This is a genomic window from Pseudomonas sp. 10B238 (assembly GCF_000970615.1).
Lineage (GTDB): Bacteria > Pseudomonadota > Gammaproteobacteria > Pseudomonadales > Pseudomonadaceae > Stutzerimonas.
Genome location: NZ_KQ033933.1, coordinates 285,051 through 311,497, shown reverse-complemented (window position 1 = coordinate 311,497; position 26,447 = coordinate 285,051). Strand labels below are relative to the sequence as shown.

Sequence of the window (26,447 nt, the reverse complement as noted above, 5' to 3'; positions counted from 1 at the left end):
TTCGTAAGAGGATCGGGGGTTTGTCTTTGGGCTACAGAAAAGCGCTCGACGGTGATGAACCAGCCATAGCCGTAGCCGAGCCCGGTGTAGCGCGAGCGGGTGTGGGGTGTCCAGGAAGCTTTATCCAGTCCTGCGACAACAAACGCTCTCCGGATGCGCTGAGCCCACCGCGGCGGTATACGCTGAAGGCCAGCAGCGAGCGTGGCGTCATCGCCATCTCGTTTCCGCCCAGGTAGATGCCCTGCGGGTCGCGCGTCCAGGCGCTGATGGCGAAGCCGTCGAGTGGCGCCTGCAATGTGGATTTGCCGGTGCGGCACGTAAGGGTTGCCGAGAGCAGATGGCTGGAGCCCGTCGAATAGATCATCGCCGTGCCAGGGTCGGCCTCGAACGGGCGTGCCAGCGCGGCGCGAACCCAGTTGCGACTCGCCTCGCCACCCAGGCGCCGTAGTTGCGCCCGGAGGGGGAGCCTAGCCCGGCTGCATGCTCAGCAGGTTGCCCACAGTCACCTGCTGCAGGCGCGGATCGGGCTTGCTCGGAAGGTCGCTTTTCAGCAGGCCGGCGATGGGTTGTTCGACGCTCTCGATGACGCCCTTGGCGATGGCGATGCCGACCAGTGCGGAAATCACCGACTTGGAGGCGGATTTGATGTTGCTCGGCGTGGTCGTGCGGTGCCCCGCGGTACCCGCGCTCGGCAAGGATCTCACCACGCTGGGTGATGATCAGGGTTAGACCCTGGCCTGGCGCCAACGTGCAATCCGGGAGCCGGGCGGTGGCCCGGCTCTCGGATGCCGAGCGGGGTTACTGGCGAATCCAGGTCTGCGTACGGCCCAGCGCCTCGATGCCGATGTAGCCGCGGACTTCCAGCTTGTCGCCGCCTTCGAGCAGCTTGGCCTTGGCGCGGTAGGTCTTGCCCTTGGCCGGGTCGAGGATGGTGCCGTCGCTCCAGGCCTGTTCACCGTTCGGCTTGAGGTCCCAGAGGATGGTCATGCCGGTGATGGGCTGATCCTTGCGCTCGCCGTCGCATTCGCTGCAGACCGGGTTCGGTCCGTGATCCGACTTGAGAATTTCGGCGACTTTGCCGCTCAGCGTGCCGTCAGCGGCCTGCTGGATTTCGACGATGGACTTGGGCTTGCCGGTTTCGTCGTCGATGGTCTGCCAGCGGCCGGCAGGCGATTCGGCGGCGAAGGCCAGTGACGAGAGCGAGAGTGGCAGGGCCAGCAGCAGGGCATTGAAAAGAGGACGCATGGTGTCTCCAGTGACGGAAAAGGCAGCGCCGACTGTAGCACCGGGCCTTTGCCTGCGCTGGCCCTGGCCGGCTGACCGGTTGGTTCTCGTCGCTTTCGCCATCCTCAGTCGTCCTGATCGCGGGATGGCTGGCGCCCGATCGCGGCCGCCAACGCCAGTGCCACGACCGAGCTGTGTGCAGCGTTGGTGCCGTGGTTGGCCCTCAGGAACAGCTGGAATTCGCTGTGCAGGCCCTGGCTCGACAGCCGCTGCAGACGGTCGACCAGATCCCGGGCATTGCCGACCATGCGCCGCTCGGCCATATGGCGCTGGCGCGGGTCGTCCATGGCGGCATCCGCCGCGGGCTCTTCGGCACCGCCAGCGGTGACCAGCAGGCGTGCGGCGACAGGCTGGTCCGCGAGCTGCTGTTCGAACGCTTCGAGCGTGCGTTCGACGTAGCCCCTGTACCACCAGATCGACGGACTGGCGGCGACATAGCCCTGAAATGTCTGCGGCTTGGTGACCAGTGTGTAGAGGGTGAACAGGCCGCCGTAGGAATGGCCGAACAGGGTCTGCCGTCGGGCGTCTACCGGGTAGCGGCTGGCGATCAGCGGTTTGAGTTCGTGCTCGATAAAGCCCAGAAAGTCATCGGCACCGCCCGATGGTGGCGGTTCGCGGCCCGGCAGGCGCTGGCGATCCTCGGCCTTGGGCGTGTAATCCTCGGCGCGCGCCTTGAAGTCGTACAGAGCCTCGCCGGGGTAGCCGATGCCAACCACCAGTACCGAATCGCGCAGGCTTGGGTCGGGTCGATCCTCCAGCGCCTGGGCCTGCATCGCCAGTCCCGGAAACAGGGCGTTACCATCCAGCACATAGAGCACCGGATACCCGCCCGGCGGTGGCGCATGTCGCGGCTCGGAGACGAAGATGCGGTAGCCCCTGCCGGTGCGTTGTGAATGCAGGTCATGCTGGCTGCTGTGCGGCAGCCGAACCGGCTGCCAGCCCGCTTCTTCCCCGGCGTGTGCCTGTACGGCGGCAAGCCCCAGACCTACCAGCAGGGCGCCTTTCATTGCTCGACCTGCCTGTGGCCTGGCGGTAGCGGCCCGTCCAGCCAGTTCACCTTCAGTGCTTCCTCGCCCGAGAAGCGATGGAGGTGGTCGTCGATGACGAAGCGCAGGCGCTTTTCCGCCTCGCCGGCCTCGGCCTGGCAGTCGATCAGCAGTCGCTCGTCATCGGCGAACATCCGGCACTGGCCGAAGGCGAATTCGACCTGCGCCTGACGTTCGTCCAGCTGGACTTCGGCCTTGTGCGCGAAGTGTTTGCACAGTCGCATCATGTTGCGTGACGCGCGGGATGTCGCCACCTGGGCGTGAAACTGGGGCATGGTGATCTCCGGAAGTCAGCCGCCGACGCCTACGGGCGCAGGCGGCCAGGTGGATCAGAACTCGTAACGGGCGCCCACCGTGAAGCTGCGCGACGGGCCGTAGAAGTTGAAGGTGCCGACGCTGCCAACCCGCGAAACGTATTTGCGGTCGAGCAGGTTGTTCACGTCGAAGGTGCCGGTCAGCTTGTCGGTGATCGGGTAGGACAGCTTGGCATCCACCACTGCATATCCTGGAGCGCTGAGGCGCGGGCTGCCGGCGCGTTCGATGTAGTAGTCGCTCATCGCGGTCACGCCACCACCGATCCCCAGGCCACGCAGGGAACCGCCGGGCAGGGTGTACTTGGTCCACAGCGAGGCCTGGTGCTGGGGCATCAGCGCGAAGAGCGCGTTGTCGTCACCGGCCAGGTTCTCGGTCTTCATGTAGGTGTAGCCGGCCAGCACTTCCCAGTCAGGGGTCAGGTAGCCGCTGATTTCCAGTTCGCCACCGCGGATGCGGGTCTTGCCGGTGGCCTCGTAGACGCCGCTGATCGGCGCGCCGCTGTCCTCGATGGCGCCGGTCGCGCGGTTCTCGTCGGTGAGCTGGAAGGCGGTGATGCGCGCGTTCAGGTCGCCGCCGAAATAGCTGCCCTTGATGCCCACCTCGTACTGCTCGCCTTCGCGCGGGTCGATGATGCGGCCGTCGGCACCGGCCTCGCTCTGCGGCTTGAATACCTGCGAGTAGCTGGCGTAGAGGGAGTGCTGGTCATCCAGATCGAACACCAGGCCGCCGTAGGGCGTGACATAGCCGGACTCGCGCACATCCTGCGTGGCGCTGCTGTTCTCGCCTTCGAAGCTGCTGACCCGCGCGCCACCGATCAGCGCCAGGCGCTGGATCGGGCGGAAGGTCAGCTTGGCGTAGAGGCCGGCTTCGCGCTCATCGGTTTCGGTCGGTGTGCCGAAGGTGACGTTCGGCTTGCTGGTGTCGCCCGGCCGGTAGCTGGCGACGTCGATGGCGCCGAGATTGCCGCGGGCGTCCGCGTACTCGGTCTCGTAGCGTTTGAAATCGCTGCCGATGACGAACTCGCTGACCTGCCCGAGCAGCTCGAACGGCTGGCTGTAGTTGGCATCGACGGCGAGGGTGTCCTGCTCCAGATCGCGGGCGGTGTAGGCCAGGCTGGTCGCGCCGCTGTTGACGTTGCGCGCGGTGAAGGCATAGAGGTAATCGGTCGCGCGCCTGGAGCCGCGCACCGCCACGCGACCGTAGCCGCCATTGTCGAAGCGATGGGTCAGCTCGGCGACGACGTCGGTGCCGCGGCTGTCGAAATCACCCCAGTCGGCGCCCAGGTAGGTCGAGCGGCTGAAGTCTTCCAGGCTGCCGTCGATGGCGGCCGGATAGCCGTTGTGCGGGAGGATGTCCTTGGTCTGGTGGATCAGCCCGAAGGACATGACGGTCGCGTCGGACAGGTCGATGTCCAGCGCGCCGTAGAAGCTCTCGCTGGTGTTGGTGTTGTAGTCGACTTCGCCGTTGGTGTCGGCGCGGGAAATCACCGTACGGCCGCGCACGCGCCCCTGGTCGTCGAGCGGCCCGGACAGGTCGGCTTCCAGATAATTGGTGTCCCAGCTGCCGTAGCGCCCGGTCAGGCTGCCCTGGAATTCGCGGGTCGGGCGCTTGCGCACCATGTTGACGATGCCGCCCATCTCGCTGGTGCTGTTGAACAGCCCGGACGGCCCGCGCATGACCTCGACCCGATCGAACGGTGACAGCGACGGCAGCGTACCGTTGATGCTGGCCATCGGGGCGGGCAGGCCATCGATGTTGAATTCGTCGTACTCGTAGCCGCGCGCATAGATCGACGAGCGACCGCTGTCGTTGGTCAGGGTGCGCAGGCCGGTGGAGTACTTGGCCAGATCATCCAGGTTCACGAACTGGCGGTCGCGGATGTAATCGCTGGTGTACACGCTGATCGACTGCGGAATGTCGCGCAGTTCGGCCGGCGTCTTGGTGCCGACGGTGGCGGCCGGCACGGTGTAGCCGCCGCTTTGCTCCGAGGACGGCATGTCGTACAGGCGGTTGCCTTCTACGGTGATGCTCTCCAGCTGCACCGGTTCGGCCTGGGCGGCGACGCTCTGCGCCAGGGCGCTCAACGGAAACGGGGCGAGCAGGCCGGCGAGCAGCAATGGCCTGAGGCTTGAGGTGCGGAGAATTCTGTCCATGGGCGGCTCCTGTCGCAGCGGCGGCGACGAGTTGGCAAACGTTCGCGCTACTTAATGATAATGATTTGCATCAAAAGATGTCGGCGCGTAGTCTGCCACCCAGCCGCTTCGCGAACCTTTGCGGGGCCGAACATTTGCTTTGCAATCCCGTCAGTTCGAGGCGCAGCGCCGCATGAATCAAGCTGATCACATCATTCGTGGCGATGAGTTGCCGGCCATGAGTAGGCCGGGGCTGCGCCTGTCCAACGAGGATGACGACCGCCTGCTCTACGGCCGGGTGAAGTGGGCGCAGCTGCGGGATGGCCTGTCGCTGCACTGGTCCGATTGCGAAGAGCTGCAGGATTTCGTCACCGAAAACGTGGTTGGCCCGCGGGTATCGTTCGTGCTTTTTCTGCAGGGCCAGAGCCGGGTCAGCTATGGCGAGCTGTCGCTGACGCTCGGTCAGTCGGCGTCTCAGCGAGCGCCCGAGGGCGTGGCGGTTTCGATGAACGAGCCAGTGCTCTTCCGCCGCCAGGCGCGCCGCGGCAGTCATATCCGCAAGCTGGTGGTGAGCCTGACGCCGGAATGGCTCGAAGGGCGTGGAGAGGGTGTCGCCTCGAGCGATGGCGCGATTCGCCACTTCATGGATAGCCATCTCGTACCGCGCATCTGGAAGCCCTCGGCGCGGCTGCTGACGCTGGCCGAGCAGATGCTCAACCCGCCCGGCTATGACCCGCTGCTTCAGGGGCTGTACCTGGAAAGCCGCGCGCTGGACATCGCCTGCGAGGCACTGATCAGCCTGGGTGATGGCTCGGCGTCGGCGGAACAGGGCCTGCGTCCGCAGGAGTACCGCCGTCTGCAACGCCTCCTTGCGCTCCTCGACAGCGGTGAGGCCGACGACTGGACGCTGGAGCGCATCGCCCGGGACGTGGGCGTCAATGCCACCACGCTGCAACGGCAGTTTCGCCTGTTCAAGGGCATGACCGTGTTCGAGTACCAGCGTGCCCGCCGGCTGCAGCTGGCGCGGGAAGCATTGGAGCGCGAAGGTGCCAGCGTAAACGAGGCCGCCTGGCGCGCCGGTTATAACAGTCCCGCTAACTTCGCCACGGCATTCAAGCGCCATTTCGGCATCACCCCGCGGCAGGTACGGGCGAGGGTCTAAGCGCTTGGTAACCGACCTGCTCGGTGATGAATGTATCGGCTCCATGAGCGACATGGAGAACGATAAGACCATTGCGCTTCGCGATGAGTTATGCGGGACATTCCAGATGCGCGTAAGTGTCAGATTGCTACCGTAAAGGACCACGTCGGCGAGCAGCATCTGATAGACAAACGCTTCGCCATCGGGCACCTGCAGTCGAGCAGTAAGTACGAGCACAACTACGAAAAGCTAAAGGCCGAGCATAATTGCACTGTGCGAAGCCGCGGGCCTCGACGTAAGCGAGGTCCAGCGCGTCTTCACCCCAACACATTCACGCAGCTTTACATGACATACAGACGCCAGACCGATGACGACGTTGTGCTACGCACCCAGGCCGCGTTCGAGCAACTGCAGACTGGTGCCACGGTGGGCGGGTTGACGGCAGGGGCATCACTGATCCGTGCCACCGGGTTATCTCAAGGCCCTGTGCCCTGTTCGAATTCATTGAGCGCCTTACGGCAGCCGACCCCAGAGCCTTCTCCGAGTCCAGCCTCCAGCCAAGGCAGGATGGCCAACGGCGGCGCTACCAAGGCACCGACAACACTGGCGACGGCACGGGCTGCCAATTCGCCGGTCACCACGCTGACCTGCGGGTTGCTCAAGGTGCCCTGCAGTTCCACAGGTGAGTTGCCGGAAAACAGGCTGATGTCCTTGGCATGCGCTTCGAATGCCAGGTTTAGGCGTTCGCTGTCGAGCTTGATGGTGCCCCCGCCAGTGATGTTGCTGTCGGTGGTGCTGATGAAGAACTGCTCCAGCTTCGCTATGCCATCTGTCGAGTCGAAACGCAGATAGGTGCAGTTCATTGGCACCTGATCGTCGTCAGCGAGCGCGGCCAGCGCAGCTTCCCCTGCATCCAGGCCGAGCAATTCCATGGCGAGCATATCCAGCTTCCCGCCAGACATCGCAAGTTCCAGCTTGCCATCGAGTGCAGCCGCCATCTCGCCCAGGGAGTGTCCTTTGAAGTTCAGGTCCAGCTGGCCGCCAATGGTCCCGGCCGAATCCTGCGCTACCTGCGGAAGGTCAGCCTCGCGTAGGACAGGGGACAGATTGACGCTGGTGATATCCAGATGCAGTTCACCCGTCGGTTGCGGTGGACGTACGTCCAGACGCAGGCGGCCATTGGCTTTTCCTTTGCCGATGGCGAGCTTCAAGGGTTCAGTCACCAGAACGCCTTCGTCCAGCTCGACTTTGAAGTCGACAGCGTTCAGGGGAATGTCTTTAGCGATCACCTGGACCGCCTCGTAGCGGACGATGGCGTCGCGGTCGCGTAACGCATCGAGTCCAAGCGGTTCATCGGAAAACATTTGCCCGTCAGTGGGGTCGGTCGGCGTGCCGGGCGCTTTAAGGTCAGAGGTATAGAGGGTGTCTGAATGCAGATTGGCCCATAGCATGGGGCGACCGCTGAGGTCGAGGCGAACGTCGCCGCTGAGGTCGCTCTGGCCCCACTGCGCACGCAGATCCTGCAGCCGCAACTGCTGATCTTCCCAGAGAAGCTGGCCGCGCAGCTGGTAGCCTGCCAGCGAAGGCAGGCTCAGGCCTGTGAGCGGGTTGAGGTTCGCCGGGTTCGGACCCTCGAGCGAAATCGCGAGATCCGCCGCCTCCAACTGCAACGGATCGGTGATGGTGCCATTCACGCTCAGCCTGCTTTCGCGCGACGTCACCGTACCTTCGACGGGATAGGGTTGATCGTCGAACAAGGCTTCCAGCGCACCGACATCAAGTTCAAACTGCAGCGGCACCTCGTTGCGCCAGGCCTCGCCCGTCACATGCAGCCCAGAGTCCGTGGAGGTGGCGTCCACTTCGATCCGCAGGTCGCGAGCGGGGTTTGTATAGCTCAGGTGCGTGTCGCTCAGGCGGGCTGAGTTCTGCCCCAGCTGCGCATGCAACTCACCGTCCAACGTGCCCAGCTTCGGGTAGCCCAGCGGCTCAAGCGCGCGGCCCAGGTCCAGCGCCTCGACGGAGAGATCGACCGTTCCGCTCAGTGAATCCTTGGTCAGATCAAGCGAGCCGTTGGCGCTGATCGACCCGTCGCCTTGCTCGGCGTGCAGTTGCTCGATCTGTAAGCGCTGCTCTGCCAGGCTGCCCTTGAGCACGATGTCGCTCAGCGCGGCATCGCCATAGAGGAGCTGATCCAGGCTGAGGTCGACCTCGCCGCGATAGCGACGCAACGGCTGCAGCAGATTCTGGGCACGCTGTTGCAACGATTGCTTGTCACCCTTTGCTTTCGATTGAGTGCTGTCCTGCTTGGCGTTAAGCAAGCGCATCACGCCCCACCGATTGAGGTCGAGCCGGTTGCCTTGCATGTGCACGTTCAACTCCGGGGTTTCGCCGCGCTCCAGGATCAGCGAGCCGGTGAGGTGACTTTCGCCGGTCTTCAGATCCACGTCTTGCAGCGCCCAGCGCTGCCCATCTCGCTTGAGCTGAGTATTGAAGTCGAATGCCGGAACGTCGATGGCCGGATTATCGAAGGCCATCAGCTCGGCCGAGTCCGGCGCGCTCACCGTCAGCTTTCCTTGCAGGGTATCGAGCTGCGGCAGTTGCTTGGCTTCACCGTTGAAGTGCGCCTGGATATCACCCAGTTGCGCGTCGAGCTCAACCGCATAGGGCGCACCGCTGGCCAACGCCTGGGAAGGTGGCCCGCCAGTCAGGCTCAGTTGCAGTGGTTTGCTCTGCACGCTCCCCTGGCCTTCGATGGAGAGCTGTCGCTGGTCCGGGCCGTTATCGGTTGTGGCGATATCAAGGGTGACCTCGGCGTCCAGCGCGGCGTCGCGATAGGTGAGTCGCCCGTTCTGGATGCGGATGGTATCGGGCTGGATGGGCAAGCTGCTGTCGCTGGAGCTGTCTTCGCTTGTCAACGCGGCCCAGTTGGAGCGGCCATCCGCCTGCCGGGCCAGATGAACCTCAGGCTGTTCGAGCTCGAGCAATTGCAGGCTGAGGTTGCCAGTCAGGAGCGCACCGACATCGATCTCTGCCTGCATCGCATCAAGCTTGAGCATATAGGGGTGTTTGGCCCACTCGGGGTTGGCTATTTCAACATTGCTTACGCTGATCCCCAGCGGAAACCCCCAATCGATGTCGAGGTTTCCGATCTCTACCTCGCGACCATCCAGACGCTGGCTCAGTTGGGCTTCGATCTTTTCCCGTGCCCACTGCGTTTGCACCAGCACTGCTGCAATCACCACGAGCAGCACCAGGCCCGCCAGCACGATTCCAAAGATTTTCGCTGCCTTCGCCACGTTGCCTCCTGATCCGGTTTCGCTCGTGCGCGATACGTGAGGGTCAGCTGCAGTCGGATGCAGCCCTGTGAAAGTGTCGACCCCTTACCGGGCGGAAAAGATCACTGCAAATTTCCCAGGCACGGCCATAGGCAACAGCGGCGAGTCCCGCAGAAGCGACGAAAGACAGGTGAGATAGGCGCGAGGGCAAGCCGCAGAGACGGACGAACGGCGTCGCCGTCGTCCGTGCTTGAAAGGAGGTTAACCCTGCAGGTCGGCCAGCATCGCAGTCGCCACCGCTTCGGCGACCTTGATGCCGTCGACACCGGCCGAGAGGATGCCACCGGCGTACCCGGCGCCCTCGCCAGCGGGGTACAGGCCGCGGGTGTTGATGCTTTGCAGGTTCTCGTTGTCGCGCTTGATCCGCACTGGTGAAGAGGTGCGCGTTTCGATACCGGTGAGGATCGCGTCGGGGCGGTCGAAGTCGCGGATCTGCTTGCCGAACGCCGGTAGGGCTTCACGGATAGCCTCGATCACGTAGCCGGGCAGCGATGGCGCCAGATCGCCCAGCCGCACGCCCGGCTTGTAGGAGGGTTCGACTTCGCCGAATTCGCTGGACGCACGACCGCGGATGAAATCGCCGACCAGTTGGCCGGGTGCGCAATAGTCGCTGCCGCCCAGTTCGAAGGCGTGCGATTCGAGGCGTTCCTGCAACTCGACGCCCGCCAGCGGGCCGCCGGGGAAGTCCTCTTCCGGGTTGATACCGACGACGATGCCGGCATTGGCGTTGCGCTCGTTGCGCGAATACTGGCTCATGCCATTCGTGACCACCCGGTTGGGCTCGGACGTGGCCGCCACCACGGTGCCTCCCGGGCACATGCAGAAGCTGTAGACCGCCCGGCCGTTCTTGGCGTGGTAGACCAGCTTGTAGTCAGCGGCGCCCAGCTCTGGATGCCCGGCGTACTTGCCCAGGCGGGCATTGTCGATGAGCGATTGCGGGTGCTCGATGCGAAAGCCTACGGCGAAGGGCTTGGCTTCGATATAGACGCCGCGCTCATGCAAGATGCGGAAGGTGTCGCGCGAGCTGTGACCGAGGGCGAGCACCACATAGCGGCTGCGGATTTCTTCGGCATCCCCCAGGCGCACGCCCTGGATGCGGCCGTCCTCGATGATGAAGTCGACCACGCGGCTGTCGAAGCGCACTTCGCCGCCCAGCGCCTTGATTTCCTCGCGCATGGTCGAGACCACGCCGGTCAGGCGGAAGGTACCGATGTGCGGCTTGCTGACGAACATGATCTCTTCCGGCGCGCCGGCGCGGACGAACTCGTGCATCACCTTGCGACCGTAGAACTTCGGGTCCTTGATCTGGCTGTAGAGCTTGCCGTCGGAGAAGAGGCCGGCACCGCCCTCGCCGAATTGCACGTTGGATTCCGGGCTCAGCACCTTCTTGCGCCACAGCGCCCAGGTGTCCTTGGTGCGGCTGCGCACGTCACGGCCGCGCTCCAGTACGATCGGCTTGAAGCCCATCTGCGCCAGGGTCAGCGCGGCGAACAGGCCGCAGGGGCCGAAGCCGATCACCAGCGGACGCTCCTCCAGCCCCTCGGGCGCCTGGCCGACCGGGTAGTAGCCTGTGTCCGGCGAGACGCGGATGTTGCGGTCGTCAGCCAGACGTTCGAGCACCTTCGCTTCGTCGGTCACGCTGACGTCGATGATGTAAACGAAGGTGATCTCGCTGTTCTTCTTACGCGCGTCGTAGCTGCGCTTGAAGACGGTGAAGTCGAGCAGTTCGGTGTCGCTGATTTTCAGGCGCGTGACGATGGCCTGGCGCAAGGCCTCAGCGGGGTGATCGAGGGGCAGTTGCAGTTCGTTGATGCGAATCATGACAGGTCCTGGCCGGTAGCCCCGGCAGAGGTAAGGTGGCGGCGCGGCGAACCTGGGCAGTTCGCGCGGCGCGCAGTGTAGCCGCGGCGGGGCAGGCTGTCATGAGCCTGGAACGAAGGGAGCGAGCCGGCCATCGCGGGCGGCAGCCGGTCGGCTCGGTTGGTTTACTGCAGGATTACCCGCGCATTGACGGGCTGCAGCGGACGGTTGTTGGCCTCGCCTACAGCATCAGTCAGGGCCTGAATCTGTGCGCTCGAGGCCACGACCGGTTGCTTGAGCACCAGCCAGCGAACCCCTTCGGAGCAGGGCGGCGTGGTGAGCGAGCCGCTGAAGCGGTAGTAATCCAGATCCGCCGGCAACATGTCTCGGATATTCACCGCAGTGGGGATCGGTTGCGTGTCGCCCTCTGCGGGCAAGCTGTCCCAGAGTTTCGCCAGTACCGGATTCTGCTCGCCCTCCTTGAACATCAGCGCCACCACCGCCAGGTTGCCTGCTTCGTCGGCATGTACCAGATGGCCTTCCAGCGGGTAAGACTGCCCCTTTATCTGGTTTTCACTGGGCATGTGGAAGTGAAACTGGATCAGCTGAAAGGTCTTTCCATCCAATGTAAGGGTGCTTCCGGGTTTGTAGGCGACCTGGACGGTATGACCGCTATTGACGACTTCGCTCGCGCCGGCGGCATAACTGACCATCAACGGCTCCAGTTCGGCTTCGACGAAACCGTCCAGGTTGACGGGCGACTGGTTCTTGCCGCTGCAGGCGTTGAACTCGGGCGTGAGCTTCGCCCAGTTCTCCGGGCCTGTTTCACCCGCGTATTCCCAATTCGTGCCCGGCGTGACTGCCAGCGCATGGCTGCAGAAGAACAGAGTGGCGAGCGAAGGGGCAAATTTCATGACAAGTTCCTCGACTTCATAGGACGACGGCGATGTCTGCCGTCTGGTTATGCGGCTCCTGCCTGGCGTGTGGTTACACGCTGTAAAAAAGAAGCTTGCTGAGCAAGCGTTCCGAATGCTGGCCCAGCGACCCAGGCGTCATTCTTTTTTGTCGTCTCAATCCAGGCGGCGTTCTTTTAATCCGACGGGGTGCGGTTGGGCGTCGGATGGGCGATGCGCTTTTCGCTTCCCTTTCCGGTTGGCGAACTTCACCATGCGCGCCTTGTATATGTATTGAAGCCGGAGCGACCCCATGATCAATAACGATGTGATGCGCAGCCTGCGCTACATCCTCAACGTCAATGACGCCAAGATCGCCGAGATCACTCGGCTGACGGGTTGCGAAATTCCCGATAGCGAGGCGGTGTCTTACCTGGCGAAGGAAGACGAGGAAGGCTTCAAACCCTGTCCGGATCGGATCATGGCGCACTTTCTCGATGGCCTCGTGATCTACAAGCGCGGCAAGGATGAGAGTCGGCCGATTCCACCCATCGAATTGCCGGTGACCAACAACACAGTGCTGAAAAAATTGCGTGTGGCCTTCGAATTGAAGGAAGACGACATGCACGCGATTCTTCAATCGGTCGACTTCCCCGTATCCAAGCCCGAACTCAACGCATTGTTCCGTAAGGCTGGACACAGCAACTACCGAGCGTGCGGCGACCAGCTGCTGCGTAACTTTCTCAAGGGGCTGGCGCAGCGCAGCAACTGAGCAAGCTCGCCTGTAGAGCCGTCAGGCATGAAAAAGCCCCGTTATCGACGGGGCTTTTTCGTATCGCCGAGCGTTAGCTCTGGATCATCGAGATGACCTTGTCACGCAGCTGAGGATTATTCTGCACCGCCTGGTTGATGGCGTTGTATTCCTCGATGCTCAGGTTGTTGTTTTCAACTGTCTCCATCATCTTTTCGTTGGCCTGCTGCTGCAGCTGTTGGGCTTCGGCCGGGTCTCCGGTCTTCTCCAGCTTGGCGGTAAAGTCCTGGCGAATCTCCATGATTTCACCCAGCGAGTCGGCAAACTTTTCCAGCTTCTTGTCGCTGATGTCCGACGCTTGCATCGCCGGCGCTGCTTGAGGGGCTTGTGGCTGGCTAGCTTCCTGAGCGGAAGCCAGGGAGGCACCGGCTGCCATGAACAGGGCAAACAGGCTGGTGGACACGAGGCGAGTATTGAACTTGATCATGGTGGTAGTCCTGATAGTGGAAAAGGCGAACAAGCCTTAGCATCAGCCATGCCACTCACCGCTACTGTCCCTAACTGCCTGATTTCATAGAGATCCGACCATCCGTCCCGTTCGCCTCGACGGTCAGATGGGCGGTGTGTATGGTGCCAGAATGGCACATGTAGCAGTTTGGCAGCGAACCTCGACGTTGCGCGGGGCGTTGCTCCTCAAGGTGGTAATTCCTCTCGTCGCGATCATGCTCGGCTTCAGTTACCTGTTGCTGTGGACGGTCGAGCGCAACAGCGAGCGGCGTTTGCAGGAGGAGGTCGAACTGGTAGCCCGCGCCGTGCGGCTGCCACTCAGCGACAGCCTGGAAAAGCAGCACGACCGGACCGCACAACAGGTGCTCGAGTCTGTACTCGGTGTCGGCCGTGTCTATGGCGCCTACCTGTACGACGATCAGGGGGCGCTGGTGGCCTTCGCCGGTGCTATCGAGCCGGACCAGGACCAGTCCTCGATCCAGCAGCTGACCGCTGACGGTAAACGCCGTGGCGGCTATCAGCGCATCCGTGGGCGTGAGGTCTATTCCTACTTCCTGCCGTTGGAGCAGAGCGGTGGGCGCATCAACGGGCTGTTGCAGGTCACCCGCCGCTGGAACGATTTCGAGCGTGACACCCGGCAGCTGCGGGTGATTGCTGGCATCTGCGCGGCGGTGCTGGCACTGGCGGCCGTTTGCATCGTCCTGCTCGGGCACTGGTCGGCTATCGGCCGGCATCTGCGCGAACTGACGCAGAGCATGGCTCGGGTTGCGGCTGGGGAGCGCAAGCACCGTGCCCCGCGCAGCGGCCCGCAGGAAATTGCCGTCCTTGGCCGGGCGCTGAACCAGATGCTCGACAGCATTGCCGATGCCGAACAGCGCATGGCCGAGCAGAAGGCCCGCGAGGCGGAACTCGAGGCGCGCCTGCGACGGTCCCAGCAGCTCGCCGCCGTGGGCCGACTCGCGGCGGGCGTCGCTCATGAGTTGGGTAGTCCGCTGAGCGTGATCGATGGCAAGGCCCAGCGCATATTACGCAGCGAGAGCCTGGAGGATGGCCCGCGCAAGGGGCTGCTGCAGATCCGTAGCCAGGTGCAGCGCCTGAGCGGCATCGTCCGTCAGCTGCTGGACTTCGGTCGCGCGGCGGGGCGGCCGCCGCGCCGCATGCCAGCTGATGTGCTCGCCCATTCGGCCGCCGCGGCGGTCGCCGACGAGCTAACGGCCCTCGATGTCCGGCTGCAGCTCCAGGCCCCGCCTGATCCGCTGCACTGCGAGGTCGACCCGCCGCGGTTCGAGCAGGCATTGACCAATCTGCTGCGCAACGCGGCGCAGGCCAGCCCGGGCGGGCAGGTGGTCCTGCGCTGGTGGGCAGAAGCCGACAGGCTGTTGTTTCAGGTCGAAGATGACGGTCCGGGCGTTGCCGAAGAGCACCGCGCGGCTTTGTTCGAGCCCTTCTTCACCACCAAGGCGGTGGGCAAGGGCAGTGGCTTGGGACTGGCGGTAGCGCACGGCGTCGTTGCCGAGTGTGGTGGGCGTATCGAACTGGTTCAGGGATCGCTGGGCGGTGCGGCTTTTCGTATTTCGCTGGCGCTGGCCGATGAGGAGCAGGGCAATGCAAACGGATGACAGTGCGCCCCAGCGAGTTCTGGTGGTGGAGGATGACGACAGCCTGCGCCAGCTGCTGGTAGAGGAGCTGGAAGACCGCGCGCTGCAGGTGCAGGCTGTGGCAACCGCGGAAGAGGCCCTGACGCGGCTGGATGGCTGGGAGCCGGACCTAGTGGTGAGCGACCTGCGCCTGCCGGGCGCCGATGGCATGTGGCTGCTGCGCAGGGTCAAGGCCATGCAGGCGGCACCGGCGTTTCTGGTGATCACCGCGTTCGGCAGCATTCAGCAGGCGGTCGCCGCGCTGAAAGAGGGGGCGGACGAATTCCTGACCAAGCCGCTGGACCTGGATCATCTGGGGCTCGCGGTCTCGCGCGCATTGGAAACCCGGCACCTGCGGGACGAGGTGCGGCGTTTCCAGCAATTGCTCAGCGACGACCGTTTCCACGGCATGCTCGGCCGCAGCCGGGTAATGCGCGAGCTGTTCGACCAGATCCGTCAGCTGGCGCGGGCCGCCGGCCCCGTGCTCGTCATCGGCGAGAGCGGGACCGGCAAGGAGCTGGTGGCCCGTGCCGTTCACGCCGAGAGCGAGCGGGCACAGCGACCGTTTCTGGCGATCAACTGTGCCGGGCTGCCCGCTGAGCTGCTGGAAAGCGAATTCTTCGGACACGCTGCCGGGGCCTTTACCGGTGCCAGCCGCGCCCACAAGGGGCTGTTCCAGCAAGCCGATGGCGGCACCCTGTTCCTCGACGAGATCGGCGAAATGCCGCTGCCGCTGCAAGCCAAGCTGCTGCGCGTGCTGCAGGAAGGCACCATCCGTCCGGTGGGCGGCGAGCGCGAGCTGAGCGTGGACGTACGCATCATCGCCGCCAGTAACCGCCCCCTGGAAACCGCCGCTGGCCGCGAGTCGTTCCGCGAGGACCTGTTCTTCCGTCTGGAGACCTTCATCCTGCCGGTTCCGCCGCTACGCGATCGCGAAGAAGACCGTGAGTTGCTTGCCGCCGGCTTCGTCGCGCATTTCGCTGCGCGGGACAGCCGGCCGGTGCGGGGCCTGTCGCAGGCAGCGCTGGAGCAGCTCAGGCGCTATCCATTTCCCGGTAACGTGCGCGAATTGCAGAACGCCATGGAGCGTGCCGTGACCTTTTGTCATGGCCGCAGCATCGAGCTGGAACACTTGCCGACGCGCATCGCTGGTTACCAGCAGAGCGCACCCGAAGCGCGTTCCGATGACCTGCTCGGGGCCATGATCGACGGGCCCCTGCTGCCAACACTGGACGAGCTGGAAATGCGCTATATCCGCCACGTGCTGGAGCGGGTCGAGGGCAACAAGCGCCGCGCCGCTGCACTGCTAGGCATCGGCCGGCGGACGCTTTATCGGCGTCTGGGCGAGCAGGAGCAGGACGACAACGGTTGATCCCGCCGAGCCGGTCGCCGGAAAGCGGCGGTGGCGGCCGCCTCTGCTCCAGCAGACAGACACTGCGCCTGAGCGAGAACAGTTTGCGCGGCACCAGACGAGTTGATCGGTGGGGGGCTAGCTGAGCTGTACAGCGGTGCGCGGCGGCAATTGCTCCAGGCGCAGTTCGGCCTGGGACAGATTGCGCACCGCCACCCACTCTGCCAATGCCGTGACCGAACGCGGCGGCGAGATCAGGTAGCCCTGGAACAGATCGCAGCCGGCCTGCAACAGTGCGGATTGTTTCTCCAGGCTGTCGACACCCTCGGCATTCACCCGTTTGCCTTGGGCCTGACAGAACGCAACGATCGCCGTCAGGCTCTGCTGCATCTCCGGGCGGGTCAGTCGCTCGACGATCGCCATGTCCAGTTTGATGGTATCGGCCGGGTATTCGAGCAGCTGCTGGATCGAGGTGTAACCGACCCCAAAATCGTCGATGGCAACACGGAACCCGGCCATCCGGATCGCATGCACCGCCGCCATGGTGTTGCTGCAGAGCTCGGTGGCGTAGGTCTCGGTGAGCTCGATCTCGATGCGGCTGGTGCAGATGTCGTAATGTGCGGCGCGCTCAGCCAGGTAGCTGCACAGGCGGTCATCGTCCAGTTGCGCCGATGACACGTTGATCGCCAGGATGACACCCTCACCGAACAGCCTGACCAGTTGCGGATAACCGGCCAATGCGTGATCGATGACCCAGCTATCGATTTTCGGAAACAGGCCAGCACGCTCGGCGATGGGAATGAATTCGCCGGGCGAGACCGTGCCCAGCAGCGGGGAATGCCAGCGCAGCAGTGCCTCGCAGCTGACCACTGCGCCTTCACGATCCACTGCGGGCATATACACCAGGCGGAATTGTTCGTCGCCATCGAGCGTACGTAACTGTTCCTCGATTACACGGATGCGCTGGTCGCGTTGCTCCAGCTCCGCCGAAAAAGCGACCGCGAAGTTTTTGCCTAGGGCCTTGGCCTGATACATCGCGGTGTCGGCGCGTGTCAGCAGCTGGGTGATCGAGGCGGCATCCTCGGGATAACGGGCGGTGCCAATGCTGACGCTGACCTGATAAAGACGATCCTCCACACTGAAGCCGCCGCGGCACAGGCCGAGCAACGCATCAGTGAGTTCGGGCAAGCTGTCGCTTCCGGCTGGCGACAACAGCAGGACGGCGAACTCGTCACCGGACAGCCGCGCAAAGGCTGTTTCGGTAGCCGGATGGGCCTCGCAATGGCGATCCAGCGTGCCCTGTACACGCAGGGCAAAGATCCGCAATAGCGTATCGCCGGCGTCATGGCCGTGCTGATCGTTGACCTGTTTGAAGTTGTCCAGGTCGAGGAACAGCAGGGCCAGCCGTTGTCCGCCTTGCTCGCACTTTTCATGCATGGCTGCCGCCAAGATGCCGAAGTGGGCGCGGTTGCTGATGTGAGTCAGGCTGTCGGTCCAGGAGATTTCCTGAATGCGCTGCAGGGCCTCGGTGTTGCGCTCGTGCAACGTCTTCATGTTCAGCGTCAGGCGGCCGATCTCGCCGCCGTCGGTGGGCTCGTCGAGCGCCGTACGCTTGCACCGCAGCAGGTCGGTGAGCTGCTTATCGAGATGGCTGATGGGGCCGGTGACGTAGCGGCGAATCAACAACAGCAACAGGCCGCTGGTGATCAGGCAGATCAGCGAGCCGCCGATCAGGAAGGCGAGGCTGAGTTTGCGCAAGCGCTCGGCAAGGTATTGCGGAGGGGGCGTCAGCCTCGCCCTCAATGAACCCGACAGCTCGACTTCGGCGGCCAGGCGCGACCTTGCCGTGCTCGGTGTCGGGGCAATCTCCACCACAGCGCCGTAGTCGGCCTCAAGCTGGTTCTTCAGGGCGATGAACTGCTCCGGCCGCACGGCCAATTGCAGGGTAAAAGCTTCTTCGCGTTGGCTGGGCAACGGCCGGGTGGCCGAGGCCGGCAGGATGAAATCGGTGTCCAGCAGCAGCGGCCCGCCTTCGGCGTTTTCCACGTAGATCATTTCGTCGGTTTCGGCGGCCTGCTTGGCCTCTCTTACGATCCGCTGCTGGGTGGCATTCATCCTGGCGAACGGTGACAGGCTGCTTTCGAAATAATAGGCGACCTCGCCGCCCGGCTCGACGATCGCGAAGGAAACGAACGACAGACGAGCACTGGAGAGCGAGCGGATGCTCTGCTGGATGCGCAGGCCCAGGGTGTCGTTGCGGTAGGCGGTGTCCGACTCGCGCAGGAACAACAGCAGCGCTTCGCTATCGGTAATCGAATACAGCGCGCTGCGATTGAATGCCTGGTAATCCAGAAACGCCGACTTCAAGGCCGACAGTCGTTGCGCCAGACGCGCCTGCTCCAGACCCAGCAGCGATGCGCGCTGGGTCATGTAGGCGGTCGTGGCGGCGAGCAGCTGGACGATCAGAATGACCGGAAAGATCACCAGCAGTGCGCGTTTACCGAGCCTCATGGGCGTTGATCAAGGCGCTGATGATGCGTCGCCGTGTCTGCGTCGCTTCCGATGGCCGCGTCTCGTACACCTGGCTGTTCTGCAACACCGCTTCGGGTGGGTAGATGGTCGGGTCCTGGCGTATTTCCTCAGGCAGCAGTGCCTTGGCGGCAGCGTTTGTGGTGGCGACGCCGAGCTCAGCGCTGTTCAGCGCCGCAATCTTCGGATTGTTGAGGAAATTCAGGAAGCGATAGGCCAATGCTTTCTGCGTACCCTTGGCCGGTATGGACAGGCAGTCCACCCAGAGCAGCGTGCCTTCCTCGGGCACCATGTAACGCCAAGGTTCGCCCTCGACACCTTCGACTTCATTGAGCACCTGCTGATCACCGCTGTAGGCCAGGGCCATGTCGGCCTTGTCGAGGTAACGCTGGCTGCGTAATGACGTGATCACGTACTCGTAGGTCAGTACGGCAGGAGATTGTGCCTGCAGTAGCTCGAAGGCCGCCTTCAGCTCGTCATTACTCGAGGTGTTGATCGAGTGCCCCTGGTGCAATAGCGGGCCAGCGAGGATGTCTTCGTGGTCCTCCATCATGATGATGTGCGGCTCGTCGCGATTGGCCGGCTCGAGCAGATCCGCCCAGGATTGCGGCGCGTTGGGCAGGCGGTCGGTCCGATAGGCGATGCCGAGTGTGCCCCATAGGTAAGGGATGCTGTGCGCGCCACAGCTGTCACGCCAACGCTGGGGAACATGCTTGAGATTGGGGAGTGCTTGCTCGTCGATCGGATCGAGCAGCCCGCGTTGGCCGAAGCGAGATGAGCTGATCAGCTCGGTCAGGGCAATGTCGATCAGATGGTCGGGTTTGGCCAGTACTTCGTCGCGCTTGTCACCGCTGTCGAAGTACACCTGCTCGATCTTGATCCCCGTTTCGGCTTCCCAGCGGTCGATGACCGCTTCGCTGAGGTACTCCTCCCAGTTCAGCAGGTTCAGGGTTTGCCCCGCATACGGGGCGGTCGACGGAAACAACAGGCAGGTCACCGCCAGCAGTGCGCTGCGAGCCCGGAAAGGTGTTTTATGGTTATTCATCAGGCTGTCCATCCGCTACGGCATGTCCTTTTCGGGACCGTCGCGGTGACCCCTGTTACTGCAGGTCGCCCCGACTGGGTCTCTGGCTGTAATGGAAGAATGCGATGTGTTGAGCGGGCACGCTGATGCGCGACCAGTCAGTCATCTTATCGACAGCCAGTACTGGCACTTTAATGGCGCCAGGCGAATGACGGCAACAAATTTGTAACCTTGGGCCATGCCGGTCCGATCAGCGGGCGGTGATCGGTTGTTTTCCTGGTGCTACCCGAGGGCGTGACGAGCTCTGCAGCCAGGGTGCTAATAGCTTCGTGGACAGGGGGATGAACAAGTAAGTCATCAGCGGCGTCAGGGCCAGGGTGCTGAGCAGTATTCGCATCACCAGACTCAGCTCGCCGAGCATCCCGCCAAAGACCATGTTGAACAGCAGCGAGACCGGAAAGAATGCCAGCCAGATCGCCACGCTCTGCTTCCAGCGCGGTGGTGGAGGGCTATCAGCGCCGCCAAACCAGGCGTCGATACCTCGGGCGCGTTGCTCGTGGGGTTGACCGAAGAGCTCGCCGCCGCGCTGCAGCCACGCTCGGCGCGATGCCGAATGCTCCCAGGAATCGAGTGTTTGCTCATCGGCGAAGCGGAAGACAATCTGAAATTCGTCGTCGCCAGGCGGGGGCGCCAGGACGCCGGAGCCGAGATAGCCGGGAAAGTCCGCGGCCAACTGTTCGCCTTCGTGCAGCCAGGCGAGGAGGTCGTGGTAGCGGCCATCGCGCACGCGGCGGGCCACCATCAGGGTGACGGGTTGGGTAGACATTGTGTATCTCCAGCATCAGGCCGGCCACCCGGATAGGGCATTCGGCAAACGCAGCGCCGGGGTGTTGGGCTACGAACTTAGTCAGGCAAGGATCATGCCCTGGTCGTCAGACAGCGCCAGACCGCGTGAGGTCGGCATAGCCGGGACGACGGCGCACTATACGGAGATTTACTGCACTTGGAAGAGGCGTATGCGTCGCGGATGGTGCAAGCGGCTGCGGCCTGTTAGCCGCAGCCGGGCTGCTCAGCGATTAGCCAGTCGGGCTTGCTTGTAGAAAGGCGAGCGGGGGCCGTTGAGAATTCCGCCGTAGCGTTGCGTGCTGAGGAGGCGACCGCTGGCAATGCCAGCTACGTCATGGCTGCGATCGGTCAGGCTGTTGAGCACTTGATTGACAGCGGCGCTGACCAGCATCCCCACCAGGCCGCCCCCGGAGTTGTTCTGGTTCTCGGCAGTGCTGGCAAGCGCACTGCCTTGCCAGAGCAGGTCACCGCTGCGCAGATCGATCAGTTTGCCGCTGGCCTCAACCGCTACTTCGCTGGTCAGCACCTTGTAACTGCTGCCGTAACGGCTGACTTCGATGTACAGGGCGGCATCCGCGCCGAAGATCTCGCGCAGCTTGGCTGGCGGTGCCGTGTGCATTTCGTCGGCGTTCATCAGCCCGTTCTGCTTGAAGGTTTCGTCGACCACTGCGACCGGCAACACGTAGTAGCCGGCTTCCGCTAGCGGAGCGGTAACCTGCGACAGCACGCTGTAGCTGGCCTTGATGTCCGGTGAGCTGTTGATCGGAGGCAGCACCAGAATCGAAGACGGGTTGTTTCGCTCGAATGCGCTGTAATCGTATGGGGTCTGCTGCGTGGCGCAGCCGGTTGTCAGGGCGACGGCGGCGAGCACTAGTAAGGTCTTGAAGGAATTAAAACGCATCATGACTGCTTACTCCGCTACGTTGCGCATGAGGAAGTCCATGTACGCCGCGGACTCCGGGAACAGGGCTTTTTCGGTTTCGAATTGCTGGCGGACCTGGTCGGCTTTGCCGATCTCGGCATAGAGCATGCCTAGATGTGCGTGGAAACCGGGCGGCGGGGAGCGGTCTGCAGACCGTGCTTTCTGGAGGCTGGCCTCAAGTTCCGCGATTTGCTCTTGCGGGCCGGTTTCATGTTTGAAGTGTTCGTAGACCTGCTGTTGATAGCCGTCCCAGTGATATAGCGGCGGGGTCTGGTTGCCTGCGCAACCAGTCAGCAAAAAGGTCGACAACAAGCCGGCGACGGCCGCGCCATGGCGTAGGTTCAGTTTCATGTGGCTCTTCCTTGAGGTTTATTGCGCAGGGCGCCAGGCACCGCTGTCGACGCCCGAAACGAGATTATTGACGGCTTCGCGGATGGCCAGATCCAGTACCTTGCCGTTAAGGGTGGAGTCGTAGCTGGCGGTGCCACCGAAGCCGATCACCTCGCGGTTCGATAGGCTGTACTCGCCTGCGCCCTGAGCGGAGAACACCACTTCGGACGTGTTCACGTTGACTATATTCAATGCCACCTTGGCGTAGGCGATTTGCGATTTGCCACGGCCGAGGATCCCGAACAGCTGTTGGTCGCCGACTTCCTTGCGGCCGAACTCGGTCACGTCACCGGTGACCACAAAGTCAGCGCCACGCAGTTGAGCGCGTTTGTTGGAGATCGCACTTTCCTGGGCCAGCTCGTTCATGTTGTCCCGGTCCAGCACGTTGAACCGATTGGACTGCTGCAGATGGGTGATAAGGATGGTCTTGGCCTGGCCGCCTAGGCGGTCGACCCCGTCGGAGAATAGTCCGCGCATATAGCTGGAGCGGTTATCGAACTTGCCGACGGCGATCGGGCTGCGCTGCCCTTGGTAGGCACTGCTGGCGGAGGTGACTTTCGCTACCTCAAGGGTACGCGACTGTTCGGTAGCGCAGCCGCCGAGCAGAAGACTGATGCCGACCAAGCCGGCCATGAGCTTCTTGTTCATCTGATCATTTCTCGTAATGTGTGTTGGGTGTCGGCCTTCGGCCTTGTTATGGATGCGGCTGCACGATCGCGCTGGGTGAGCCAGAACGGTACGGGAAAGAAAAAGGCAGGCGGGGCGAGGGGGTGATACAGAGCGTCCATGACTACTTGTTTCCTTGGTCCGAATGCGCGCTGAGGACAGACGTCGGTCAGCCAGACTACGGCGCGGAGTCTACAAACAAGGGTGGCACCGTGCCAGTGTCGTGGTTCGCACTTGAATCAGCCGGGACCGCCATCCGTCGGTTCAGCAGTTCCAAGGCAGAGGCAGGGCCAGCCACTCGCCGGACGGCATCGTAAAGGTTTCGCCGAACGCTCAAGGACGGGGCGTTGTGCCTGGCTCAGAACACCGCGCGGTTCCGCCTCGGCTGAGTCTTGCGCTCAGCGAAACGCGAACCCTCGCCGGCGGTTCAGGTCCGTTGAAGGACGAGCCTGAGCCGTCGGAGCATGTCCATGCAACGTCTCACCTTGCTGTCGTTGGGCAGCATCAATGCTGACTTCCAGGTGCGGGTCGACGAGCCTGCAGGCAGTCGCGAAACCCAGCTGGCCCATGACCTGTGTCGCCTGTCCGGCGGCAAGGCAAGCAATACGGCGTATCTCGGCGCGCGTTTCGGTCACCGCAGTCTGTTACTCGGCCGCGTCGGCGATGACGAGCTGGCCGAACAGGCACTCCACCCGTTGCGTCAGGCTGGCGTCGAGGTGGATAACGTCGGGCGCGCCGCGGGTCAGTCCACTGGCGTGTCGATGATCATGGTGCCGCCGGATGGGAAGAAGAACATCGTCCTGGCGACCAATGCCAACGACTGCTGGGACGACGCGGCCATCGAAGCCATGGCCGCCGCCATCGACGGTTGCGCAACCCCCGCCTGCCTGGTACTCGATTACGAAGTGCCGGCGCCGGTGGTACGCCAGGCGCTGGAAGCGGCAACTCGAAACGGCATTCAGGCGGTGCTCGACCCGTCATTCCCCGACCGGGTGGAGCAGGCGCTGTTGCCCAGACTGTACGCGATCACACCGAACGTCTCCGAAGCCGAAGGGCTGGTTGGCCGTTCGCTCGACACCCTGGACCAGCTCGCGAGTGCCGCGCGTCAACTGCAGCGCGACGGGCCTGCCGTGGTGTGCATCAAGCTCGGCGATGGCGGCTGCGTGCTGACGACGGCTGACCAGACCCTGCACTTCCCGCCGGGCGACGTAGAACCGGTCGATACCACCGGCGCTGGCGATGCCTTTACCGGCGTGTTCGCCGTGGCTTTGCTCGAAGGCCTTGAGCCACGGGACGCCGCCGCCTGGGGCGTGGCCGCGGCGAATCTTGCCGTCACGGGTTATGGCTCGCAGCCCGCGTATGCCGATCGGCAACAGGTGATCGAGCTGGCGCGGGAACTGCTCGACAAGGCGAGGACGCTGGATGGCTGAGCCGAACACGCGGTGCCAGGTCGTCTTCGAGCATTACGAGCGCGGCGATGAGCGACGGCGCGAAGCCTTGCTCGCACTGGGCAACGGAGTTTTGTCGTGGCGGGCCAGTGCGCCAGAAGCCTCGGTTCAGCAGCATGCGGATGGAAGCCAGCACTACGCCGGTTTCTACCGCGCCGGCTGGTATGACGAGGCGCCGCGCGAGGTTAATGGCGAACCGGTGCAGATGGCGGCCTTGGTCAACTTGCCGGACCCCTTCGGTCTCAGCTTTGCGTTAGATGATGGCGATTGGTTCAGCCTCGATAGGGTCGACCTGCAGCGCTATCGGCAAACGCTGAGCCTGGACACCGGCGTGCTCGAACGGCACCTCGAATTCGATCTGGCTGAATATCGCGTGAGGTTGCTGGAACGTCGTCTGGTCAGCATGGCGACGCCCAATCTCGCCGTGCTGCGCTGGGAGCTGCAGTTGCCGCCCGGCCTCAAACTGCGCCTGCGGACAGTGCTGGACGGTGGCGTACGCAACGCCGGGGTTCGCCGCAACCGTGCCTATGAAGGACGGCGATTGCAGCACCTTGCCTTCGACCATGACGAGAAGGGCGCGGCCGCACTCAGCGCCCGGCTGCACGACCATCGCCGTCGACTGGCGATGGCGACAGAGATCAGGACGCCCGAACAACCCCTGCAATGGCGCACCACCCTAGATGATCATCGGCTGATCCAGCAGACGGACTGCACCGTGGCGGACAGCGGTCGGCTGATTATCGAGAAGTGCGCGGTGGTGCTGGTCGACGAGGAACGACCCGCAACCGACGAGGATGCGCGTGTCGAGGCACAGCGACAGTTGCCATGTGACGGTTATGAGCAGTTGGAACAGGCGAGCACCGAAGCCTGGCAAAGGCTGTGGCAGGGGCTCGCGCTCACTGCGGACGATCCGCAGCTGCAGCATGCGCTGCACTTTCATGCCTTTCACCTGCTGCAGACCGTGTCGCCACTCAGCGTTGGGCGTGACCTTGGCTTTCCGCCTCGGGGTTGGATGGAAGGCTATTACGGCCAGGTATTCTGGGACGAGCTGTTCGCCTATCCGATACTCGCAACCCATTGGCCCGAACTCGCCAGAAGCCTGCTCGACTACCGTTATGCGCGGCTCGACAAGGCCCGCGAACGGGCCCGTCGCGCCGGGCTGCGGGGGGCCATGTTCCCCTGGCGCAGCGCACGCACGGGCGAAGAGGAGACGCCGCCATGGCAGTGCAACCCGATGTCCGGTCGCTGGATGGCCGACCACACCCGCCTGCAGCGGCATATCGGTTCGGCCGTGGCGTACGACGCCTGGCAGCTGTATCTGGCCACTGCTGACGAGGCATTGCTGGCCGGGCCGGTCGGTGAGTTGATCATTGAAGTGGCGCGTTTCTGGGCCAGCCTGGCGCAGTTCGATGCGTCGCGGCAGCGCTATCTGATCTGCGGTGTGATCGGCCCTGACGAATATCACAACAGCTACCCGGACGCGGCAGAGCCGGGGTTGAACAACAACACTTACACCAATCTGATGGCGGCCTGGACGCTCGACCGCGCGCGGCAGGTGCTGGCGTTGCTCAGCGAGCCCGATGCAGCCGCGCTCCGGCAACGACTGACGGTGGAGCCGAACGAGCCGGAACACTGGCAAACGGTCGCTGAAGGGCTTTACCTGCCCTTCGTGGACGATCAATTGCTCAGCCAGTTCGAAGGTTTCGACAAGCTGGAAGCGCCATCGCAGGAGTGGTTGCACGGTGACCGGCCGCGGTTGGACTGGATGCTCGAAGCGCGGCATGACAGCTGCGATCGCTACCAGCTGACCAAACAGGCCGATGTGCTGATGGCCTATCACCTGCTACCCCGACAGACCATGCAGCAGATCCTCGAACGTATGGGTTACCGGCATGACATTGCCTGCACACGCCACACCGTCGCCTATCACCTCGCCCGCATCACCCATGAGTCGAGTTTGTCGAAGGTTGTCTGCGCCGGTGCGCTGGCGGGTATCGACAGCGAGGCGTCCTGGTCCTACTACCAGCAGGCCCTGGCCACCGATCTGGGTTCGCCAGGCAACAGCGGCACTCAGGAAGGCATCCATCTCGGCGCAATGTGTGGCTCGCTCGACGTGTTGCAGCGCCATTACCTCGGGGTTCGTCTGGAGGTTGATGGCCTGTACATGTTTCCCTCGCCACCGCCGGAGCTGCAGCAGATAGCGCTGTCGCTGGTGTTCCGGCAGGCGCGCCTGCATCTGCAGCTGGCTGACGGCTCGCTGTGGGTTCGCGCCGCCGATGAAAACTCGGGTTCGGTGCCGCTGCACTATGCTCAAGGCAGCTGCCAGCTGGGGCCGGGTGAGTCGCTCGAGATCGCCATCCCGACGCCGCAGGGTCGCTCGGCAACGCATTGAAACACGCCAGTACGTCGATCCAGCGGAACGTCCGGTCC

At 63.5% G+C, this 26,447-nt stretch carries 22 protein-coding genes; 6 read left to right on the top strand and 16 right to left on the bottom strand.

From position 1 onward, the window contains the following. Positions 1 to 31: 31 nt before the first annotated feature. From RT21_RS23835 to RT21_RS13000, 6 genes are all read right to left on the bottom strand, one after another. On the bottom strand, positions 32 to 364 hold the full coding sequence (locus RT21_RS23835; RefSeq protein WP_052649230.1) for a hypothetical protein: 333 nt from the start codon (positions 362 to 364) through the stop codon (positions 32 to 34). 103 nt (positions 365 to 467) lie between these two features. Then, positions 468 to 695, bottom strand: coding sequence for a serine hydrolase (locus RT21_RS23830; protein WP_052724750.1), 228 nt, complete (start codon positions 693 to 695; stop codon positions 468 to 470). A gap of 103 nt (positions 696 to 798) precedes the next feature. After that, positions 799 to 1,245 carry a DUF2147 domain-containing protein gene (locus RT21_RS13015; protein WP_045431366.1) on the bottom strand — a complete coding sequence of 149 codons (447 nt, stop codon included), beginning with the start codon at positions 1,243 to 1,245 and terminating at the stop codon, positions 799 to 801. Between the two features lie 104 nt (positions 1,246 to 1,349). After that, positions 1,350 to 2,291, bottom strand: a complete 942-nt coding sequence (locus tag RT21_RS13010; protein ID WP_045431363.1) for an alpha/beta hydrolase — start codon at positions 2,289 to 2,291, stop codon at positions 1,350 to 1,352. Then, positions 2,288 to 2,605: a DUF2218 domain-containing protein gene (locus RT21_RS13005; protein WP_046163046.1), complete on the bottom strand. Its 318-nt coding sequence runs from the start codon at positions 2,603 to 2,605 to the stop codon at positions 2,288 to 2,290. The genes RT21_RS13010 and RT21_RS13005 overlap by 4 nt, the downstream gene beginning before the upstream one ends. A gap of 54 nt (positions 2,606 to 2,659) precedes the next feature. Continuing rightward, entirely contained in the window at positions 2,660 to 4,798 is a 2,139-nt protein-coding gene (locus RT21_RS13000; RefSeq protein ID WP_046163045.1) for a TonB-dependent siderophore receptor, read from the bottom strand. 172 nt (positions 4,799 to 4,970) lie between these two features. Here RT21_RS13000 and RT21_RS12995 point away from each other — a divergent pair, with 172 nt between their 5' ends. Then, a complete protein-coding gene (locus RT21_RS12995; protein WP_046163044.1) occupies positions 4,971 to 5,939 on the top strand; it encodes a helix-turn-helix transcriptional regulator in 969 nt (322 codons plus the stop codon). Between the two features lie 455 nt (positions 5,940 to 6,394). Here the strand turns inward: RT21_RS12995 and RT21_RS12990 are convergent, their stop codons facing one another. The 3 genes from RT21_RS12990 to RT21_RS12980 all read right to left on the bottom strand — a co-directional run bounded on the left by RT21_RS12990 (position 6,395) and on the right by RT21_RS12980 (position 11,967). Then, positions 6,395 to 9,214, bottom strand: a complete 2,820-nt coding sequence (locus tag RT21_RS12990) for an AsmA family protein (protein ID WP_046163043.1) — start codon at positions 9,212 to 9,214, stop codon at positions 6,395 to 6,397. A 240-nt stretch (positions 9,215 to 9,454) separates the two neighbouring features. Next, positions 9,455 to 11,074, bottom strand: a complete 1,620-nt coding sequence (locus RT21_RS12985) for an NAD(P)/FAD-dependent oxidoreductase (protein ID WP_046163042.1) — start codon at positions 11,072 to 11,074, stop codon at positions 9,455 to 9,457. A gap of 164 nt (positions 11,075 to 11,238) precedes the next feature. Continuing rightward, complete coding sequence (locus RT21_RS12980; protein WP_046163041.1) at positions 11,239 to 11,967, bottom strand: carbonic anhydrase; 729 nt, start codon at positions 11,965 to 11,967, stop codon at positions 11,239 to 11,241. 292 nt (positions 11,968 to 12,259) lie between these two features. On the opposite strand from RT21_RS12980, the gene RT21_RS12975 reads away from it, so the two are divergent. Beyond that, complete coding sequence (locus RT21_RS12975) at positions 12,260 to 12,718, top strand: YehS family protein (protein WP_045431342.1); 459 nt, start codon at positions 12,260 to 12,262, stop codon at positions 12,716 to 12,718. 73 nt (positions 12,719 to 12,791) lie between these two features. Here RT21_RS12975 and RT21_RS12970 read toward each other — a convergent pair whose 3' ends face one another. Beyond that, entirely contained in the window at positions 12,792 to 13,184 is a 393-nt protein-coding gene (locus RT21_RS12970; protein ID WP_046163040.1) for a DUF4168 domain-containing protein, read from the bottom strand. A 151-nt stretch (positions 13,185 to 13,335) separates the two neighbouring features. Here RT21_RS12970 and RT21_RS12965 point away from each other — a divergent pair, with 151 nt between their 5' ends. Both RT21_RS12965 and RT21_RS12960 read left to right on the top strand, forming a co-directional pair. Then, positions 13,336 to 14,823, top strand: a complete 1,488-nt coding sequence (locus RT21_RS12965) for an ATP-binding protein (RefSeq protein ID WP_046163039.1) — start codon at positions 13,336 to 13,338, stop codon at positions 14,821 to 14,823. After that, positions 14,810 to 16,213 (top strand): sigma-54-dependent transcriptional regulator, encoded by a 1,404-nt coding sequence (locus RT21_RS12960; RefSeq protein WP_046163038.1) that lies wholly within the window; start codon positions 14,810 to 14,812, stop codon positions 16,211 to 16,213. The genes RT21_RS12965 and RT21_RS12960 overlap by 14 nt, the downstream gene beginning before the upstream one ends. A gap of 117 nt (positions 16,214 to 16,330) precedes the next feature. Here RT21_RS12960 and RT21_RS12955 read toward each other — a convergent pair whose 3' ends face one another. The 6 genes from RT21_RS12955 to RT21_RS12930 all read right to left on the bottom strand — a co-directional run bounded on the left by RT21_RS12955 (position 16,331) and on the right by RT21_RS12930 (position 22,551). After that, positions 16,331 to 18,703 carry a putative bifunctional diguanylate cyclase/phosphodiesterase gene (locus tag RT21_RS12955; RefSeq protein ID WP_046163037.1) on the bottom strand — a complete coding sequence of 791 codons (2,373 nt, stop codon included), beginning with the start codon at positions 18,701 to 18,703 and terminating at the stop codon, positions 16,331 to 16,333. Beyond that, the gene (locus RT21_RS12950; RefSeq protein WP_046163066.1) at positions 18,690 to 19,766 is read right to left on the bottom strand and encodes an ABC transporter substrate-binding protein; all 1,077 of its coding nucleotides are present in this window, start codon (positions 19,764 to 19,766) and stop codon (positions 18,690 to 18,692) included. Before RT21_RS12950 ends, RT21_RS12955 begins: the two co-directional genes overlap by 14 nt. 229 nt (positions 19,767 to 19,995) lie before the next feature. Beyond that, on the bottom strand, positions 19,996 to 20,571 hold the full coding sequence (locus RT21_RS12945) for an antibiotic biosynthesis monooxygenase (RefSeq protein WP_046163036.1): 576 nt from the start codon (positions 20,569 to 20,571) through the stop codon (positions 19,996 to 19,998). 243 nt (positions 20,572 to 20,814) lie between these two features. After that, positions 20,815 to 21,492 carry a DUF799 domain-containing protein gene (locus RT21_RS12940; protein ID WP_046163065.1) on the bottom strand — a complete coding sequence of 226 codons (678 nt, stop codon included), beginning with the start codon at positions 21,490 to 21,492 and terminating at the stop codon, positions 20,815 to 20,817. A 9-nt stretch (positions 21,493 to 21,501) separates the two neighbouring features. Continuing rightward, positions 21,502 to 21,864 (bottom strand): DUF4810 domain-containing protein, encoded by a 363-nt coding sequence (locus RT21_RS12935; protein ID WP_046163035.1) that lies wholly within the window; start codon positions 21,862 to 21,864, stop codon positions 21,502 to 21,504. A gap of 18 nt (positions 21,865 to 21,882) precedes the next feature. Then, complete coding sequence (locus RT21_RS12930; protein ID WP_046163034.1) at positions 21,883 to 22,551, bottom strand: CsgG/HfaB family protein; 669 nt, start codon at positions 22,549 to 22,551, stop codon at positions 21,883 to 21,885. Positions 22,552 to 23,039: 488 nt separating this feature from the next. On the opposite strand from RT21_RS12930, the gene RT21_RS12925 reads away from it, so the two are divergent. Together RT21_RS12925 and RT21_RS12920 are read left to right on the top strand one after the other, a co-directional pair. Beyond that, positions 23,040 to 23,999, top strand: coding sequence for a PfkB family carbohydrate kinase (locus RT21_RS12925; RefSeq protein ID WP_046163033.1), 960 nt, complete (start codon positions 23,040 to 23,042; stop codon positions 23,997 to 23,999). Continuing rightward, positions 23,992 to 26,409 carry a glycoside hydrolase family 65 protein gene (locus RT21_RS12920; protein ID WP_046163032.1) on the top strand — a complete coding sequence of 806 codons (2,418 nt, stop codon included), beginning with the start codon at positions 23,992 to 23,994 and terminating at the stop codon, positions 26,407 to 26,409. The genes RT21_RS12925 and RT21_RS12920 overlap by 8 nt, the downstream gene beginning before the upstream one ends. Positions 26,410 to 26,447 lie beyond the last annotated feature (38 nt).